Raw genomic sequence first — 17130 nt, forward strand, 5'->3', positions numbered from 1 at the left:
GAAGTTGATACCCATAGCATCATTTCTATCGATATCTTAAGAATCGGCAAACCAGAAAAACCAACTCAGCGTGGGCGAAGCACGACTCCAATAGCGAATGTTGGAAATATCCAGATCTTATAAAATATAAAAAGTGAGATCCTGCCCCAGGATTTCGTCACTCTGCATTTAATATCAGCGTCAATAAAAATTCGGCGCCAATAAATTAGCGCCGAACGCAATAACGCCGTACGCCCTCGCTTAATAGGGCGAAAAAGCGTCAACTCTCAAAACCCGTCTCAAAGATAGCGGTTGCTGTGGCCCCATAGGCATGGCCGGGAATAGCTTTGCCCTTAGACGGCCCCTCGACGATGATGTGTACATGAGCAACCGCACCGCTTGCAGCCTTGTCAGCCGATGTAACGGTGACCGCTTGACCCATATCCGAACCCTGGCCTCCGATCCAACCGCTACCGTAGTGCGGGTAGAACCTCAGGGGCTCCCCACTTGCATCCGAAACATCCGGCATGAGTCCGTAGTAGCCGTCTCGTTTCTCAGTATTCAAGGTCAAACGAACGGCCCCATGGGAACTGCGTACATTCCACTCCAGCTTTGCCGTCTTGAGGCGCTTTTTCAAATCCCAGTCCTCGGGGATCGCCAGATCGACCTGATCACCAGACTTCCACTCGATTGGTGTAACCTCAAAGAACTCCTGCGCAGGCACTTCGCCCTTGAGTTGGACATTGAAATCAATTGGCTTCGGGTCTTCAGCATGCGCCGAGATTGCGCATACCCCCGTAGCAACCGCCAAAATAAACTTCTTCATTTTTCCCATCTTTAATCAACGTTAGATTCGAACACAAGCGGCAGCGTGCTCGTGTACTGGCCTTCCAGCGGTGCGTTGGCGATTTTTTCGCTCGCATTGCCGGGCGTGATCACCAGCGCAACCTGCTTGCCATCCTTGGCTTCGTCCTTCGTGAGCACAGTGACCTTGTCAGCACCAACATCTTTGTCGCCGACCTTTGCGCTCAGCGCGTAGTAGGCGTCCGCCTCCTTTGCATGCGAGAGTTTTTGCACGTCCCCGTTCGCAAACTTGACGTGCACGTCGCCCACGCCACTCTTCAAATACACCTGCAATTCCTTAGGCTGGAACTTCTTATTCTCTGTGTCCCAGTCAAAGTTCTGTTGCTCCTCAAGTTTCCAGCCCACCGGCTTAACGTCAAAGGCACTGACAACCGGCACTTCAGCGTGCAACTTGATCTGGAATTCCTTCGATTCCGGCGCCGCGTTCACCACGCCGGCCACTGCAACTGCAACAGCGCCCAGCAGACCGGCGCGAATGATGGATTGATGCATGCACATTCCTCAAAAATAGATGACAACGAATGCAGCGAACTCGAACGCTGCTGACACAATTTTCAACAAATCAACACCGGGGGCATATCAGAGGATTCTTGTTTTCTCTGGGCACTATCGGGCCGCCCCGCCTGCGTCGTGATAGCGGCGTGGCGGAGTGCCCGCACGGTCACTTGCACAGAATGGAGATGGGACGGTACGGGGATGGTGCAGAGGTAGCGCAGAGGTAGCGCGCAACAAGCCACGACCGCAACCGGCTATTCCTCGGATATCAGCGAAATCTGATCGAGCGGGACAGAGACGCAGGAGCAACGCCTGAGGCAGACCAGAACGCCCCATGTTCAAGGAAGGGCCAGAGCTACTAACGAGTGTTTCCACCCCTCCGGCAACAGAGCGCATCCAGCTGCACGGCATGCAGCGCAAAACGGAGAACGCCCGAGCTCACGGTTGATGGCCCACACCATCACGAATGCCTATAAGTTCCGACCTACCTGTTCAGAACTGAGTGAACCTGTCCGAAGGCAAGCCGCGTCTGTCGCTGCAGATTGGATGCGACGCCTGGCGTGATGGGAAATTGTGGTGACTTGACTCGCTATGCCAATTGGCAGGTTCGCAAACGACAGATTGGCTTCCGTCCAGGCGTTCACGCACTGCCGTCGGCGGGCACCGCACCGAACGAGCGCTGGCCGACCGACATGTGTCGCGTTTGGGCTGGCCGTGACGGTTGGGCCACGCTGGCGCTGCTGATTGACTGCCACACGTGGAAGTTGCTGGGCTGGCGTCTATCGCGCAGCGGCCGCGCCAGCAGGGCGTCGAGCGCGTTGGAGCATACGCGGATCGCCTGGTGCGGCCCGCTCGGACGCATGCCGAAGCCGTTGCTACTGCGAAGTGACAACGGCCTCGTTTTTACCAGCCGCGACCACACAGCCTTGGTCCGCAGTTATGGCCTGCGCCAGAAGTTCATTACGCCGCACCGCCCACAGCAGAACGGCATGGTTGAGCGCGTGCTCCGCTCGCTCAAAGAGCAATGCGTGCACCGCCCTCGCTTCGAAACCCTGCAGCATGCCACCCTTGCGATTGCCGATTGGATTCAGTTCTACAACCATCCGCGGCCACACCAACCGCTGAAGACGAAAGCCCCGGCAGAGGCGTTTGCTTTAGCTGCTTCACCTGTCCAGGTTTCGCTAGGTCATTACCCCTTAGGGCAACTGGCGCCGGATCGACTGCGGCAATTGCATCAACCGCAAACCGGCCAGCCCACTAACTTACGAATTGTTTGCTCTAAGGGGTAAGGTCACCAGCGAGACTTTCGACTTGCGTGGCATACGTTCTCCGAGGCCCGCAGCATCATCAATGCGTGGGCCCGACGAATACTCAACGAACTCAATCTCCTCTCGCCGAAGGCTCCGCAACCGCCAGTTGCAGAGCCTTCCGCAGCTCATCGCTGGTTTTCTTTCATCGTGTCATCTTTGAGGACTCTTGTTGGTCTCCCAGAGAGTCGGCCCCTTCCAACCTTCTCTCCCCTTTTCGGACAATAGCTGCGGCTTTGTCTTTTCTCGGATTTGAACGCCGCCTTGAGGAGGTCGAGACAACTCGGCGAGTCTTATCTCGGTCAGGTTCTCGTCAACCTTATCCAAGTCGCCCAACCATAAGTCCGTAGTTGATGGTGCAGCTTTCATCATGTTTTCTACTTCCTCCTCCGTGTACGACCGGAGCTTGTCCTCCACTTCTTCCCTGGCGACCTTCGCAGCTTCCTTCCTCATTTCTTCTTCCGCAGTCTTCGCAGCTGCTTTCCTCATTTCCTCTTCCGCTGTCCTCGCAGCTTCCTTCCTCATTTCTTCTTCCGCGACCTTCGCAGCTTCCTTCCTCATTTCTTCTTCCGCAGTCTTCGCAGCTGCCTTCCTCATTTCTTCTTCCGCAGTCTTCGCAGCCTCCTTCCTCATTTCCTCTTCCGCGATCTTCGCAGCGATCTTCGCAGCTTCCTTCCTCATTTCTTCTTCCGAGATCTTCGCCGCTGACTTCTTTATTTCTTCTTCCGAGATCTTCGTAGCCTCCTTTCTCATTTCCCCTTCGGCGATCTTCGCAGCTTCCTTGTTCGTCTCGTCCTTGGTGGTTCTTCCAGTCTCGCTCTCGGTAGCTTCCCGCCCCGTCTCCGTGACTGGCGTCGCGATCACCTCCCCACGCCCCTCCAATGTCCTCGTTGGAGAACGCCCCGCTGCTCCATAGCTGATCTCGTCAAGAACCGATTTCACAAGAGACGGCGCATTCTCGAGGAAATGCAAATAGTCGAGTTTTTTTGTTCTATATTCAATGTATTTCTGTTGCGACAAGAATATCTGCGCGGATTTCAATACCATTGGAACAATCTGCTTGCACGCCAACTCAATCACTTTTTTTTCATCAATTGAAATCGGCCCATTCGGATAAGCTCGCCATCGACCCTTAACTTTTTCAATTGCATCCCGGATGATTTTTTTGGATTTCTCACTTTGGCATATTTTTTTTACCTCCTCAATATCGTCGTTAGATAACTTGAATTTCTCGTAAGCATCAATTCTCTTTAGAGATAATTCATGCTCAATCACTGCCTTGTCTTTATTCGAAATTTCCTTGATGCAATCAACGATTTCGCTCGTTAGGTTGCTTTCCGAACTTTTAGATAAGACCAGACCTCTGCCATATAAGACCGTCTTCGCCACGCGGATCAATGCGCCCATCTCGTCACTTATTGCGGTTTTGAGAAACTCTGTATACGCCGCTCGCACAAATGCGTGAAAATGGTCGGCATCAAGCGATATACCAGCGGGTTGGCTTTTTATTTTTCTCATAAACTCTTCATAACGAGACGTTTTACTTCTTATTTTGTCAACAAGAACGTACCCCTGCTCCGCCGCGCACCTCTCCTCGATCGTATTTATAATTTTTTTGAAGGCTAGAGCAAATGTTTCACTTGGAAATTGGCACCTCAAATTTCTATAATACCCCCGCAAAGCGGGCGCCTCCCCCCATTTCCATATCTTAATAAACTCCACCATTTTCTCAATAATTGAATCATTTCGCCGAAGAATTCCAGCAACCTTATTTGCAAAATATGGTGTTGTATTTCTATTAAGCAATGATTGCAATGTTGCCAAATAGGCGAGATCCATAGATTCACCATATAGAGCACGTGCACTTCTAAGTAGGGACTGAACCTCGTTTTCATTGTTGCTGTATCTTTTATTCAAGTACCCCAATGCACCTTCGTCATTTATTTTGCCATCAACGATAAGCTTCATATTCATGAGCAGAGTAATGTAATCCCTGTTCTTGAACGATTCACGGCCGTTATAGTCTTTGCGACTCAAGAGCTGGTCCCACTCCTCAAAAGAGGGGGCAGAATTAGGTTGGCGTTCGCTAGGCATAATTGACGCATTCCTTGGCAATCCATGCCCCTCCCGCGCTCCTGCAAGTGATGTCTCCGGAGCACTAATGGAGCCTCTCTCCAGGAGCGACTGCTCTGGCGCCACGCTTTTTTCAGCAAGGTGGTTGTTGCTATCCAGTGAGGCACCTGGAATTTTTGCCCTCACTTCTGCCCTCCACTCCGATGGCCCCGCCAACTCTCTTTGGCGCCGCATTATTGTTTGAGCGTGCTCCCAACGCTGCGCGAGAAATTCCGAGCGTGAGATGTTGTGACGGGAGCAATACTCCTCGGCAATTCCCTTGTCACGATCAAGTTGATGCTGTATGCGAGATGCAGCATCGTATCCCCCAAACTCCTCTATATACAGATTCATCTCCTGGACGATCTGCCGAGCTATTAATTCAGTAGGTCCGTAATGCTCAACTCCATACTCCATGGTGCTGGGATCATTGGAGCCAGTTAATTGGTGCACGGTTTCATGTATTAAACTCAACTTCCAGGATGACATCCATTGAGATCCAAGTTCAGGAGCTATACCGATATTAGTCTGACCATCCCTAGCTTCAGCAACCACAGAAAATGAAGAGTTAGCTAGATCAATTTCATACTCATTACTATATTTTATATTCTCCAACCTCTCCGTCGCTCTATCATTTTCATTGCGGCTGTAAGCAACAAGTGCGCGGAAAACGCTTGATTTATCTAGTGCATCGCACAAAGTCTGACTAATCATGTCATTAGTGTGCTGGTCAGCGAGAAGTGGCGCACTTTGAAAGCAAGCCTCCTTGATCCCTTCTTTAATTTTTATGATATCGCTACCCGACAAAGGCGGTAATAATCTTGCTTTTTCCAGGATGACGCTCGCATATTCATCCCGATTTTCTGCATTTTCATTTTCAAAATCACTCACGTCTTCTCGAACTGCCGAATCGCTGAAGTCGTCCATAAAAGCCGGGAGTGTTGAATTGGATGCCTGGGGGTCACTCGTCGAGGCTCTTGAGTTAATTATCCTATGGAAAAGATTGGAGGGATTTAAGCTCTCCGGTAGCAACGACGAAATACCGCTCCAGTTTCCGAACCATGATGAAGCCGGAACATCTGAAGTGCTCATTGGTGTATCACCGCCTTCATCTGAACCGCTTGTTGATTCACTCTCCGCCCGGTCCAAGAGAGCGGTGATTTTTGCCTGAGATACCATCTTTATGTCTCCTTCGATATGCGCTTCTTTAAGCATATCAACAAGACGATCGCGAACATCACCGGATGTTGCGCAGCGGTCGAACCTCATAATCTTGTCCGTTCCCCAGGGGTTGAGAATGACGGTATCTGACTTTGAGTCAAGAATGTGTGCGCAGATATCATCAAGACAAAAAGGTTTGTAATTCGTGTCCGCTGGAGAATCAAACTGCGAAATATTATGGGTTGAATATAAAACTACGCTATGCGCATCTTGCGGATCGGAGTCATCATCAGTATCAACAAGAAATGAGACCATGCGAAGCGTGTGTGGCGGGACACCGGCGTCAGTCATCGCCTTATGCATTATCGCGCTGCACTCTCCACAGAACGCTTCTGTTTGATTTGGATTTCCAGCAACCCTGGCATATCCATCATATATAACCTGTGCATAAATGGATTCCTGTTCTTCCAGCGGCAAATCGCCGGCCTGCGGATAATCCATCTGTAGTTCTTTTATGTATCCATCCCGCATCTGTTGTACGGTATCGTTGGCCAGCGCTCTTCGATCGTCTCGATTTGATGGAAGCAACCCGAAAGCGCTTATAAGATTAAGACCATTTTTTATTCCCGCCAGGAGCGTTCGCTTTTCTGGGGCTTGCCAGTATGAGTCCTTGGATGTGTCGATACCTTCAAGTTGATTTAAATGATCCTCCACACTGTCCCACCGATTTAGCGCTGCTTGCTGAGGCTGGTTGCTTATCGAATATGTTGAAGTGGAGTTTCTGTCCATATGTCTTTTTAGTTAGGTGACGCCAATTTTCTGGCCGCTCATGGGCCAGCTCAATAGATATCCGTCCGGGATTCAAAACAAAGAACCGACGTACCTCGGCCTAAACCGCGGACCCTAATATGCTCCCGCCGGTGCGGAGACAGCACTTTGAGCGCCTCAGCACCGAAAGGATGTTTCTTCTGCCGTAGCTCCTTTAAATTTGCGCGACATTCCCTACGCGTTGTGCAGGACACCATATTTGCGACGGGGAGGTTTATTTTGATCACCCTGCGCTGTGGTGCCGGACGTTTTTTTCAATGACATCCTCGCCGTGGTCAACCAATCCCGGACACTGCGTTGACTTATTCAGACAATTCGGAATATCCACGCGCTCGATGGTATCCCGCTTGTAAGCGTGGCTGCCCTGTTGTTTGCTGATCAGTTCAAGCTCTGCCATCAAGCGACCGACTTTGAAACGCCCGATCTATGGTGGCATCGCTCTCAACGATGAGCGAATTCAACAAGTATTCGACTCAAATATGATGTCTAATTCACCTGGCATTTCCATCTTTTCCCATCATTGTGAAAAGTAGGTAATGAACATATGGCAGAGCATTTTTGGCGCGCGCTGTCCAATCGCTCAAAGGCAATGCTCTCTTGCGGCTTTCTTGCTTCGATTGGGGCACTTCCTCCACGTTGCTTTTCCGAAGGTTTCTCAGCAAACGCAGTACCTCCCCCCAATTAATTCCAGATTTAGGAGTATTCATGTCACCAAATTCGATCGGCACACTTCCCTATGGGGGCCTCGACAGTCTGCGAATCACGATGGCATCACCAAGACAATTTCGCCCAGGGCTGATGGCCAATCTAGATAGCGTGAAAAGCGCAGAAAGAAAGTACGCCGATTTCGCCAAGGATATTGAAGATACAGAAAGAGACTTGGACAGAGCAAAGTCCAGCCTATCGGAAATTAAAAATATACTTCAAAAGAGTGGCCCAGACACCCGTGTCAGATTGAAAAATGGAGCATTCAAAGGGGAAAGTGGAGTGGTAAGAAATCTAGCATTCCAACGTCGATACAATCAAGAGCGCAAAGAGGCAGCTAACATTTTTGGGGTACCTGGAAATAGAATTTCCGCCGCCAAAGCGAAATCTATCCTAAAGGGAAGAGTAGATTCTCTGGAAGTGTATCTTCAAATTTTGAGTGCCTATCAGGAGGGTCAAGCGATTCACGAGCAATTGGGCACCAGATGATCTTGCAAAGATCACTGCAAAAAAATATAGCGAATAGCATTGCAGACTTTTTGACCTTAGCCCTTCGATTACGCCATTCGTAAGTTAGCTGGCCGGCTCTCGGTTGATGCAATCGCCGGAGTTGGTCCGGCCAGTTGCCCTAAGGTGTAATGACCCAGCGAAGCCTTCACAGGTGAAGCGGCTAAAGCAGACGCCTCTACCCGGGTTTTCGCCTTCAACGCTTGGTATGGCCTTCGATAGTTGTAGAGCTGAATCCAATCGTCAATCGCACGCCCGGTCGAGGAAGCGCGAACAGGGCGCAGAGCAATGCTTTGGGCTTGCCGTGGGCGAAGTGCTCAATCAGCGTGCGCGTTCGATTCCGTCCGACAGTCAGAGCGCAGTCGCTCTTCAAGTATCAAAGCAAGATGCAACAGCGGCGTTGGATTATGGTTGCTTCCTCTAGCGCCATCTTCACGATCATATTGTCCGTCGTCTCGGTTGAATCGACCGTTGCGTACATAGCTCTTCCAATCAGGGCCGCGTTGGATTGAAATTCCGTTGGAGATGACACCGTGTCCCGAAAATTGCTCGCTGAGAAATTGTACCGAGCGGTGACTTCGCCGCCTTCTGAACTGCAGATGCTTACGTCGCTCCGCCGCCCAACAGAGACGGACGTCGCAGCGCTCACTGCGCGATCTGTCTCGCGTGAGAGTGTTTGCTGCCAGCCCCTCATGGTTGGCAGACAGTGCGCATCGACATAATTTATCGCAGACCATTCCAGCGTCGTCATTTGTCACTCTCCTGGTTCAGCCGGGACTCAAGGGGCTACGCGCGGTCCCTGAGGCCTTTTCGTATCATGGTTGCGTTGCCCTTCTTCTTGCGTCGATCAGAGCTACGTACGGCTCCCTGCGTCGCACTCTCCCGGGCGGAGATCATTGCGGCATAGCTAGCCCAAACCTTTGTTGCGTACGCGTGCCGAGCCGCCCCACGCGTCGCGCTGCTGCCAGCGTTGTACGCGCCGACGGCCGCCCACGTATAACCATGCCGGCTTATCAGTTCCGCCAAGATGGACGCCCCCACATGGACGGCGACACATGGCTCATCGAGCAATCGACGCTCGTCAATGCCGACGGACTTCAACTTTGACAGATGCAAACTATTGATTTGCATCACGCCGTAGTCGATGCTTCCATTTCGGTTTCGATTTATTGCGGAGGGGACAAGATTAGATTCGACCTCCGCTATCGCGTATAGGAGCATCGGATCTATGCGATAACGTTGCCCTGCAGCGACGAAGCACTGCAGGGGCAGCTCACTCGCGCTCGCGGCCGGCGCTTTTGGCGTTGCGAGCGCTGCTTCAGCACCGGCGAGCATCGCCAAAAGCAGCGCCGCGCGAAGTCGGCGAATCATATGGAGCCCTTTTCCACCTGATCTGCCAACGCCGCTGCGACCAATCTTGCCAGGTCGCCCACCGTGTATGGCAACCGCAACATCTCAGCGCTCAAATCGACTGGGAATTGGTCGGATAACACCATTCCGAAGTCCACTAGATCAAGAGAATCGAGGGCAAGATCCTCGTCTAGCCTCGTCGAAAACGAGATCGGCTTGCCGGTCAGTCCAAAGTGAACGACCAGCAATTCGCTCACGCGATCAAACACGGGGGGCCCGGCGATTGCGCTCTGCGCGGACGCCCCGTAACGCAAGTCGTGTTCCCCTATCATGTCTCTTGCGGCCTTTGCGCGGCTTGACGCAGATTCGGCTCCGTCACGGCCGTCGCCGTTTCTCGATTATCGGGCTTACCAGACTTATTAGGCGAGTCGGCGCGAAGCGACTCGAGTTCGCTCTGAAAGTCGTCGACAACGTATTGCGGCGTAACGAATTTATCCGTGTCCCACCAGAGCCCCTTCTGAGTAGAAGACTGTGTGGTCTCTTTCGGGAACAAGTGGACATTAAGTTCGCTCTCCTGGGCCGTCAGCTTCTTGGGAATGTTCGCTCCGCTTGATTTCGACAGCATCATCGCCATGCGTCTCCAATTCTCCGGCCCGTTCGCTTCGTTGGTCACCTTATTGCGCGCGCTACCGCTCGCGTCAGAACGCTGCGCGGCGGATTGCGATGACACGAACGCTCCTCCGCGCGGCGCCGACGCTGCCTTAGGCTCATCTTTCACCGCACCTGTCGGTTGCGGCAAAGTTTCGCGCGAAACACGTCCGGATGAGCGGTTCATGTTCGCCCCCCCAACCAAAGGCCCTACATCAGGGCCATGACGGTTAACCACGGTTGCTGTGGACTTTCGCGTTGCCCTCGCCAACTCACCGCCGGCGCCGCTGTCCAGACCAGCGTCATACACATTCGGCATCCGCGACGGTGCAACTGCACTCCCCGAGCGCATCGGACGCTTGTCACCGGCATCGATGTCATCCATCGAGCGCATTTCAGCGACGTCCACCTCGTCCTCACCTTGCGGAGCGGCGGAGATTGCGTGGGGAATATGGCGAATGGGGGTACCGAGACTACGGTCAGCACGCCAATCGATACGACGAGGGGAGCCCTCGGAAACCAAAGGCTTGCCCAGAGAGTGATGCAGCGATCCCCCCACGCGGCCGCTCATGGAACGATGTCCGAGACTTAATAAGTCCTCACCGCCGTTCCTATTCTGCGTCTTAGCGTCGACCACGCGAGGGATCGTATGACTCGCGGGGCGAATGAAATCGTTTGGATCATATAAACGTGAGGCAACAGCAGCCGTCGCCGACTTCTTCCCAACGGTTTGCTCGCTATTCTGTGTTGCCACCGGCTTCGACGAAGCATGCGGAGTCGATGTTTTCGCGGTGAATACTCCCTGCGTCTGCTCCGCCAGCGAAATGGTAGCGGGGGCGTTAAGGGAGGCCTGCTCGACGCGGCGGGCGCTTCCTCCCGTGCCAGCGATACCCGCTTCAGCATTTCGAGGGAGTGTGCCAGCGCTCTCGGCAACATTGGAAGTTGCCGTGCGGCTCGTCGCATCGCGACGGGCGACGTGCTGTCGCATCGTCGTCGGCGCGATGCTGCCCGACGACGTTCCGGTGGTGTTCCCTGAACCCAGGCTACCGAAGGTTGAGCGCTCATCGTCTTGCTGCACTTGCGCACTGGCGCTGGCGGAGCTGGCAGGCTCCCCCACTTTTTTCGAAGGCACAGCACTAGCGGTCACGGCTGATGGCGAAGGCAAGCTTGCTGCATTGCTGGGGTTCGCGCGCGATGACACCGTCGGCGGGGCGATGCCGTCCGACGACGCTTCGGCGGTGTTCCCTGAACCGAGGTTACCGCACGTTGAGCGCTCACCGTCTTGCTCCACCTGCGCATTAGCGCTGGCCGAGCTAGCAGGTTCCCCCGCTTTTTTCGAAGGCACAGCACTAGCGGTCACGGCTGATGGCGAAGGCAAGCTTGCTGCATTGCTGGGGTTCGCGCGCGGTGACACCGTCGTCGGTGCGATGCCGTCCGACGACGCTTCGGTGGTGTTCCCTGAACCGAGGCGGCCGAACGTTGAGCGCTCACCTTCTTGCTCCGACTGCGTTTTAGCGGTGGCCGAGCCAGCGGGCTCCCCCGCTTTTTTCGCAGCCGCTGCACTGGCGTTCGCGGTGGAAGGCGTAGGCGAGCTTGCCGCATTGCTTTGGCTCGTGCTGGGGGACATCGTCGGGGTCGTCGAAGCGTCGGAACTCGACTGTTTCGGAGCGACGTGTCCTTGATTCTGCTCAGACGGCGAAATCACTTCGGCATTTGGTGCCGACACGCCGGTTTCGGTCGAGTCACGGGTTACGCTGGCTTCAGACCAAGCGAGATCCGTTGCACGAAACGGCAAAGCTGCCCCGGCGCTTGCCGCTGTCGTCGTGAATCCTAACGAAATGTTGTACGTCGTATTGTGATTAGTGCAGTGCGTCGAGTTATCCGTAACGACGTTAAGCGTACCAATGAGCGGCGCGCGTGGCGTTTGTGCAGCGTCCGCAGTCGGGCCGACAAATGTCTCGCCGACGCCGGGACCAAACGTTCCGTCGATGTCGTCGGTAGGGCGACCAGCATCCTCAGGCCTGGAATTTCCGTTCGCGCCCGGCCGAGGCCCAAGCCCCGGTGTAGCGGCTTGGCCAGCGCCTTGCCCCGGAGATCCGCCCAGAAATGACGCCCCCTGCTCATCACCGGGAACAGTCGACTGAAGGGCTTCTTCCGAAGGCAGGAACAGTTCAAATACCTGCCCAACGACAAAACCAAAATCCGTGAGCGGCGCGTTGGATGCTGGGTCGAACTGCGCAAATTTCGCCCTGCACGCATCCAAACTCTGCGCGATGATGTATTTAAACGCGTCGCCCTCCGCGGTCTTCATCTCCTTAGCGATAACCGGTGCCAAAACGTGGTTGACCATCATGTCGCTCAGGTTCAGCTTCCAGCTCCCGCTTTTTCCTGCTTTAGCCGAGATATCGTTGACGAGGCTTTCAAGGCCTGACAAGAACTTCCGAGAGGCCTTTTCATAAGCCTGCGCGGCTTTAGGCTTTTTCGACGTGAGCGATGCCTCAAGATACACCGGCGGTAGCTTAGCGCCCCCGTTCGGCTTGGCTTGCATCATTTTCCGAACACTGCCCAGCTCTTCGAACAAAGTGCCTTTAAGCGCGTCGATTTGAGCCAATGTCTTACCGTCCCCAGCCATACCCGCTTTGACCGCAGCAGTGCGAACGGCCAAAACAGCTGCCTCGCAAAGACGCACCCTCTTGTCAAGGGCGGCAATGTTCTCGTTCAGGACGCCTTGCGTCGATTTGCTCTGGGACCGAAGCTGCTCATACACGTCTGCACCGTCTCGATCGGCGGGCGTATCCGTGTCTAGCGCTTTGCTTAGCAATTCTTCGCGAAACAACGCACCGACTCTCTTCTGATCATTCCAGGACATCGACGTCGACTTTGCCATAGCTTTACGGCCGACACTCGAGCCGCTAGGGGCGCCTCTCGACGCGCTCACTGCCTTCGCAAAACCGACGCTGCTGTGTTGGGTAGTGGGACTCCCTGCAGTCTGCGCCACGCGTGGCGCGACCACCCCTCGAATTTGATTGATTCCAGCAGAAGGTGTGATAGACATACTAGTTCAGGCGATGAAAGCTACGGGGTCGTTGCTGGCGAGCGATTGGAGACTGAAGCGGGCGGACAACGCGAGGATGCTCACTTCGCTCGGGCGATGTGCGCGGATGCGTTGTCTTGAGACTGTGCCACCGCATCTCGCACTGCGAGAAGGCGATTTTTCAACTCCTCCATCGAACTGCTGTCCTTGAAAGATGCTTCCGTCGTTCGCGCAGCAATAGACGCCTCGCCTTGCACGACGGCTTGGTCCGCCCGATGCCCACTAACAGCCACGCTCTGACCTCCTTCCGCCACCTTCGTAGCGGCCGCGCCGACCCCCTTGATGGCCTCGGATTGCGTGTGCATTTTCGAAGCCTTAAAATTCCCTTCGTGGTACCGGGACATAAGGTCCCCCTGATATTTTGCAAAATCGCCCTTTGCGCCTGCCAAGACATTTGGCGATGCTGCAGAAACACCCGCGCGGCCAGCCATCGGCATATTCACCTTCGCTGCGTGGAGTTGAAGGCTAGTCGCCTTAAAAGCCCTTTGGGCGGACATTCCCGCGCTGCCGACCATGATCGAGGACTGCGACATTGCACCGGACATCTCCGCAAGACCAGCACTGCGCTGCGTCCTTGCAATGCTCTCCGAATGGGTGCGTTCCAACTTTGAATTCGCGCCAATCTGCTCACGCGCATTGGACTGCAATTTAAGGTTCACGGCCAGCAGTGTCCGAATAATGTCTTCAACATCGCGCCCGCCACCAGTCGCCTGACGCTCCACATGCGGCTCGCGCAACTCCGGGACGCCGAGCGCTTTCGCCTTACCTTCATCGAACCGCGCGAATTCCGCCGCACCACGAAGCGGTGCTGCCTTTCGCGCCTCGCTATCTCCCATGGTCGACGCCGAAATACCGACGGCTGCAAGTGAAGCACCTGTGTTTTGCGTAATGGTCGTCATGTGTTATCCCAATAAAGTGTTCAAGGTAGAAAAACGGAAATCAAAGCCCGCGTGCTGTCTTACGCGTATTGGCGAGGATGCGAAGACTGACTTCCTGTTCAGATTGGATTCTGTCTGTGAGCTGATTCGCGACATTGCCGAGCATCTGCATCGTCGTCTGCCAGTGCTCAACCGAAGTCTCGAGCATCCGATTCATAATTGGGCTCTGAGCAAGCACGAGCGTCATCTCCGCCTCGATTTGCGCATTTTGATAGTTCGTCAGGCCAACCCATCCGGTGACGCCCGCCTGGCCCACAGCGTCTACGCCTCCCGCAACAACGGCGAATCGCGAGGCCTGCAAAGCCGCTACCTTTGCGTTGGTAATACCCACTTTCCCGCCCAGTTTCGTCGCGGCTTGCGAGACTGAGCTACTCACCTTGCTAGCGCCGCTCGCCAATGCGCTGCCCAACTTACTGCCGGCCCCAGAAATCAGTTTCGGCATCATCTTGCCCATCGACTTGATCAGTGGCCGAGACATCGATTGAATCGCCTTTCCAATAGGAAGCGACTTCGCAACGACAGCGGCGGCAACGATCGCGATGGCAGCAGCCACCGCCCCCGCGATGGCTCCAATGGTGTCGGCCATATCCGCGTCAACGCCAATTTTTTTTAGTACATCGGCAATGGCGTTACCGATCAACTTCGCCATCGGCGAGAAGACTTTTTCCATGATGGGATTGAGGAGGCGCCCCGTCAGCGACTCTCCGGTCGCCTTTTCCACGATCGCATCTGCCGCGATCACGCCGAGCGCAATGCCCGCCAGCACCGCACTGGCCCCCCCTGTGATCAACGCTGATCCAATAGAGATGACCGCAATTGCGCCGCCGACGATCTTGCCGAGACAACCCATCACCTCTTGTGCTTTACGCGCAGCCTCTTCTTTCGCCTGCAGCTCTTCCGACCTCTTCTGCAGAGATTTTTGCTCCGACTGTTTTGTCTCCGTGAATCGCTTTGTTTCCGATTTCAATTCCTCTGCGGCCGCCGCCCCCAGCTTCTCGTCAAGAAGGTTCATCAACAGGCGCCAGCGCACCGATCCCGTCAAGGTTTTATCGATTGCGCCAGCATCGCCAAATGGCATCCCATTGATGGACTCGGGGCCACTACGTGGCGCTCCGGGCTGGTCCTCGTAGGACATTGCTTGCTTCATCGCCTCAAGTGTCGGCGGGGTAAGTTCAGGCCTCTCGCCTTGCATGACGGACGCCCACTGCCGTGCCGGTCGACTGTTTCGGGCGGCCTGCAATTCGGCCGCCACCTGCCCCAACAAAGGCTTGCGCATCTGTTGAGGCTCCCTCTTTCCCTCGACCGCCTTGCCTTGGCCGCAATCCGGCTCGCTCAGAACCAACGAATCGCCACGAAGCCCCACACTCTGCGCTACCACGATTTATTCACTCCAGATCCTCGTCAATCACACCTGCCGTTACTCCCGCCCGCCAACGCATCCAGATAAGCTTGCGCCTTGGCCGCGAACCGCGAATCACCGGCATCTTCGAGTACGGTCTCAAAACAGCGACGGGCTTTGCCCAGCCTGCGAAGAAGCAAATTGCACTCGCCCGCATAAAACATGGCTCGCTCATCGCGACCGCCGCCGATCGTGTATGCCATTGCATAAACATCCAGCGCCTTGTCGTACCGCTCTTTCAATTGAAAGACGGCCGCCAGCCCCAACGCGTAGTCGGCGTTATGGAAGTCGTAGACACACAGAAAGCGAAACAACGATTCGGCCTCATCCAGGCGACCCTGCTGGTAGAAGCCGTACGCTTGCGCGTAGATTTCCTCCATCGTCTCACTGGAAATTCCATACATGTCCTTGAAGGTAGCCCCCTCCTGAACGCCCTCGAGAACTCGATCAAATAACGCCTCCAGCTGCTCCTCGCTCATGGAAGGAAACGGCTCAACGGCACTTGGCTGCCTGTCCATTGATTCTGACTGATTCATACCGATTACTCCTTGCTTAGCTGCGCAAGATACTTGGCAGCCCGAAATTTAAGTTACAAAAATTGGCCACCACCATGCCTCACCCTGTGGCACAAAAAATATGACGATTACTGGCTCATTTTTTGCAAACACGCACACCAGTAACGCGTCACCCTACAACTACTTTATTAATATGCCTTAATCATGACTCAAGCCATATCATTTCACGCATCCAATTTCATCCTTGCTTCAAAGTACGCGCCACTGAGCCCCCCGCACGATGACACGGAGCCTCTCCACAACAGCGAGACAGAAGAGTTTGAGTCATTTAAATCTGCCATGCTATTAATCGAAAACGCTGTAACTTCAATCGAATTCGATCAGCACAAACCTTACGATAATTCAAGTCCAAACCGCGACTTGATGGAGAGCACCGTAGCGCTGATTGGCTCGCGCGCAAAAGTTATACAAAAACTGAACACTCATCTCCCTCGTCTCGTCGAGCACCTCGAGAATCCCCCCCCGCAGGAAGCGGCTCGCCGCGACGCGTTCGACAAAGTCCTCGAATGGGCGAGAACCCGCATGGCCGGAAGCAAATTGGACTTGGTGGAGAGCTACACGAGATACATCGTGTCGCTTAGCGACCTCGTCACGACGATCAATAGCCTCGTCAAGTCCGAGGCCGATGGAAAACACCACCTTCACGGCGTGGAAATCCTGAAGGAGCTGGAAGCGCACTGCCATCGATGGAGCGGTAGCCGCGGTGTTATTGGGTCGTTCGACACGAAGGAAGAAGCCGATAGGGTCGCAGGACGATTCAGCGGAGGAACGGTTCGAGTCGTTAAGTCTGCAGATCAGGAGGGCGGTCGATTTGAGGTTCGAGTTTCATTTTCCAAACTCATCCCGATCGCACGAGCTGTCAATGCACCGGACACAGTTATTCAAGCTTTGGAGAACAACAGGCCACTCTTTGAAGTTGCTGCGAATATGAAGAACGTCCTCGGCAGCAAATGCAACTCCTACCAGTGGCAGAACTTGCAACTGGCCTATCAAGAAGTTCAAAAGATTCATCAGACCGACGTCGAGGTGCTCAATCACGAAATGGAACGAGCATTCAAGTACCTGGACACCCTGAGGACAGCGAGTACGACCCATTGGTCGTCAATGAAAGACCTGCTGCTTGCATTTCTATAAGACGGTGACGCCGGTCACCGCTCTCCCTTGTGGC

At 54.2% G+C, this 17130-nt stretch carries 12 protein-coding genes and 1 pseudogene; 3 read left to right on the forward strand and 10 right to left on the reverse strand.

The window, feature by feature from the left end; translation table 11 throughout:
• Positions 1 to 259 precede the first annotated feature (259 nt).
• On the reverse strand, positions 260 to 814 hold the full coding sequence (locus NG898_RS17080; protein WP_252693558.1) for a hypothetical protein: 555 nt from the start codon (positions 812 to 814) through the stop codon (positions 260 to 262).
• A gap of 2 nt (positions 815 to 816) precedes the next feature.
• Positions 817 to 1335 (reverse strand): hypothetical protein, encoded by a 519-nt coding sequence (locus NG898_RS17085; RefSeq protein WP_252693559.1) that lies wholly within the window; start codon positions 1333 to 1335, stop codon positions 817 to 819.
• A 584-nt stretch (positions 1336 to 1919) separates the two neighbouring features.
• On the opposite strand from NG898_RS17085, the gene NG898_RS17090 reads away from it, so the two are divergent.
• On the forward strand, positions 1920 to 2627 hold the full coding sequence (locus NG898_RS17090; protein WP_252693560.1) for an integrase core domain-containing protein: 708 nt from the start codon (positions 1920 to 1922) through the stop codon (positions 2625 to 2627).
• A gap of 171 nt (positions 2628 to 2798) precedes the next feature.
• On the opposite strand, the gene NG898_RS17095 is transcribed toward NG898_RS17090, so the two are convergent.
• Positions 2799 to 6707 (reverse strand): M85 family metallopeptidase, encoded by a 3909-nt coding sequence (locus NG898_RS17095; RefSeq protein ID WP_252693561.1) that lies wholly within the window; start codon positions 6705 to 6707, stop codon positions 2799 to 2801.
• Positions 6708 to 7032: 325 nt separating this feature from the next.
• Positions 7033 to 7170, reverse strand: a pseudogene (locus NG898_RS17100) (IS3 family transposase); the annotation flags it as partial.
• A gap of 281 nt (positions 7171 to 7451) precedes the next feature.
• Here NG898_RS17100 and NG898_RS17105 point away from each other — a divergent pair.
• A complete protein-coding gene (locus NG898_RS17105) occupies positions 7452 to 7940 on the forward strand; it encodes a hypothetical protein (protein ID WP_252693562.1) in 489 nt (162 codons plus the stop codon).
• 804 nt (positions 7941 to 8744) lie between these two features.
• Here the strand turns inward: NG898_RS17105 and NG898_RS17110 are convergent.
• From NG898_RS17110 to NG898_RS17135, 6 genes are all read right to left on the reverse strand, one after another.
• The gene (locus NG898_RS17110) at positions 8745 to 9329 is read right to left on the reverse strand and encodes a lytic transglycosylase domain-containing protein (protein ID WP_315862500.1); all 585 of its coding nucleotides are present in this window, start codon (positions 9327 to 9329) and stop codon (positions 8745 to 8747) included.
• Positions 9326 to 9565, reverse strand: coding sequence for an acyl carrier protein (locus NG898_RS17115; RefSeq protein WP_252693563.1), 240 nt, complete (start codon positions 9563 to 9565; stop codon positions 9326 to 9328). The genes NG898_RS17110 and NG898_RS17115 overlap by 4 nt, the downstream gene beginning before the upstream one ends.
• A 71-nt stretch (positions 9566 to 9636) precedes the next feature.
• Positions 9637 to 12843: a hypothetical protein gene (locus NG898_RS17120; RefSeq protein ID WP_252693564.1), complete on the reverse strand. Its 3207-nt coding sequence runs from the start codon at positions 12841 to 12843 to the stop codon at positions 9637 to 9639.
• 248 nt (positions 12844 to 13091) lie between these two features.
• Positions 13092 to 13949, reverse strand: a complete 858-nt coding sequence (locus NG898_RS17125) for a hypothetical protein (RefSeq protein ID WP_252693565.1) — start codon at positions 13947 to 13949, stop codon at positions 13092 to 13094.
• 40 nt (positions 13950 to 13989) lie between these two features.
• Entirely contained in the window at positions 13990 to 15264 is a 1275-nt protein-coding gene (gene sctE, locus NG898_RS17130) for a type III secretion system translocon subunit SseC family protein (protein WP_252693566.1), read from the reverse strand.
• Between the two features lie 125 nt (positions 15265 to 15389).
• On the reverse strand, positions 15390 to 15923 hold the full coding sequence (locus tag NG898_RS17135) for a SycD/LcrH family type III secretion system chaperone (RefSeq protein ID WP_289813055.1): 534 nt from the start codon (positions 15921 to 15923) through the stop codon (positions 15390 to 15392).
• Positions 15924 to 16106: 183 nt separating this feature from the next.
• On the opposite strand from NG898_RS17135, the gene NG898_RS17140 reads away from it, so the two are divergent.
• On the forward strand, positions 16107 to 17096 hold the full coding sequence (locus tag NG898_RS17140) for a hypothetical protein (RefSeq protein WP_252693567.1): 990 nt from the start codon (positions 16107 to 16109) through the stop codon (positions 17094 to 17096).
• Positions 17097 to 17130 lie beyond the last annotated feature (34 nt).

Origin of the sequence: Ralstonia mojiangensis, assembly GCF_023955645.1 — a bacterium.
GTDB lineage: Bacteria > Pseudomonadota > Gammaproteobacteria > Burkholderiales > Burkholderiaceae > Ralstonia > Ralstonia mojiangensis.

Coding starts and splice junctions, on each gene's coding strand:
- NG898_RS17080 (WP_252693558.1), bottom strand. CDS start 814: ATGGGAAAAATGAAGAAGTTTATTTTGGCGGTTGCTACGGGGGTATGC.
- NG898_RS17085 (WP_252693559.1), bottom strand. CDS start 1,335: ATGCATCAATCCATCATTCGCGCCGGTCTGCTGGGCGCTGTTGCAGTT.
- NG898_RS17095 (WP_252693561.1), bottom strand. CDS start 6,707: ATGGACAGAAACTCCACTTCAACATATTCGATAAGCAACCAGCCTCAG.
- NG898_RS17105 (WP_252693562.1), top strand. CDS start 7,452: ATGTCACCAAATTCGATCGGCACACTTCCCTATGGGGGCCTCGACAGT.
- NG898_RS17110 (WP_315862500.1), bottom strand. CDS start 9,329: ATGATTCGCCGACTTCGCGCGGCGCTGCTTTTGGCGATGCTCGCCGGT.
- NG898_RS17120 (WP_252693564.1), bottom strand. CDS start 12,843: ATGGCAAAGTCGACGTCGATGTCCTGGAATGATCAGAAGAGAGTCGGT.
- NG898_RS17125 (WP_252693565.1), bottom strand. CDS start 13,949: ATGACGACCATTACGCAAAACACAGGTGCTTCACTTGCAGCCGTCGGT.
- sctE (WP_252693566.1), bottom strand. CDS start 15,264: ATGCGCAAGCCTTTGTTGGGGCAGGTGGCGGCCGAATTGCAGGCCGCC.
- NG898_RS17135 (WP_289813055.1), bottom strand. CDS start 15,923: ATGAATCAGTCAGAATCAATGGACAGGCAGCCAAGTGCCGTTGAGCCG.
- NG898_RS17140 (WP_252693567.1), top strand. CDS start 16,107: ATGACTCAAGCCATATCATTTCACGCATCCAATTTCATCCTTGCTTCA.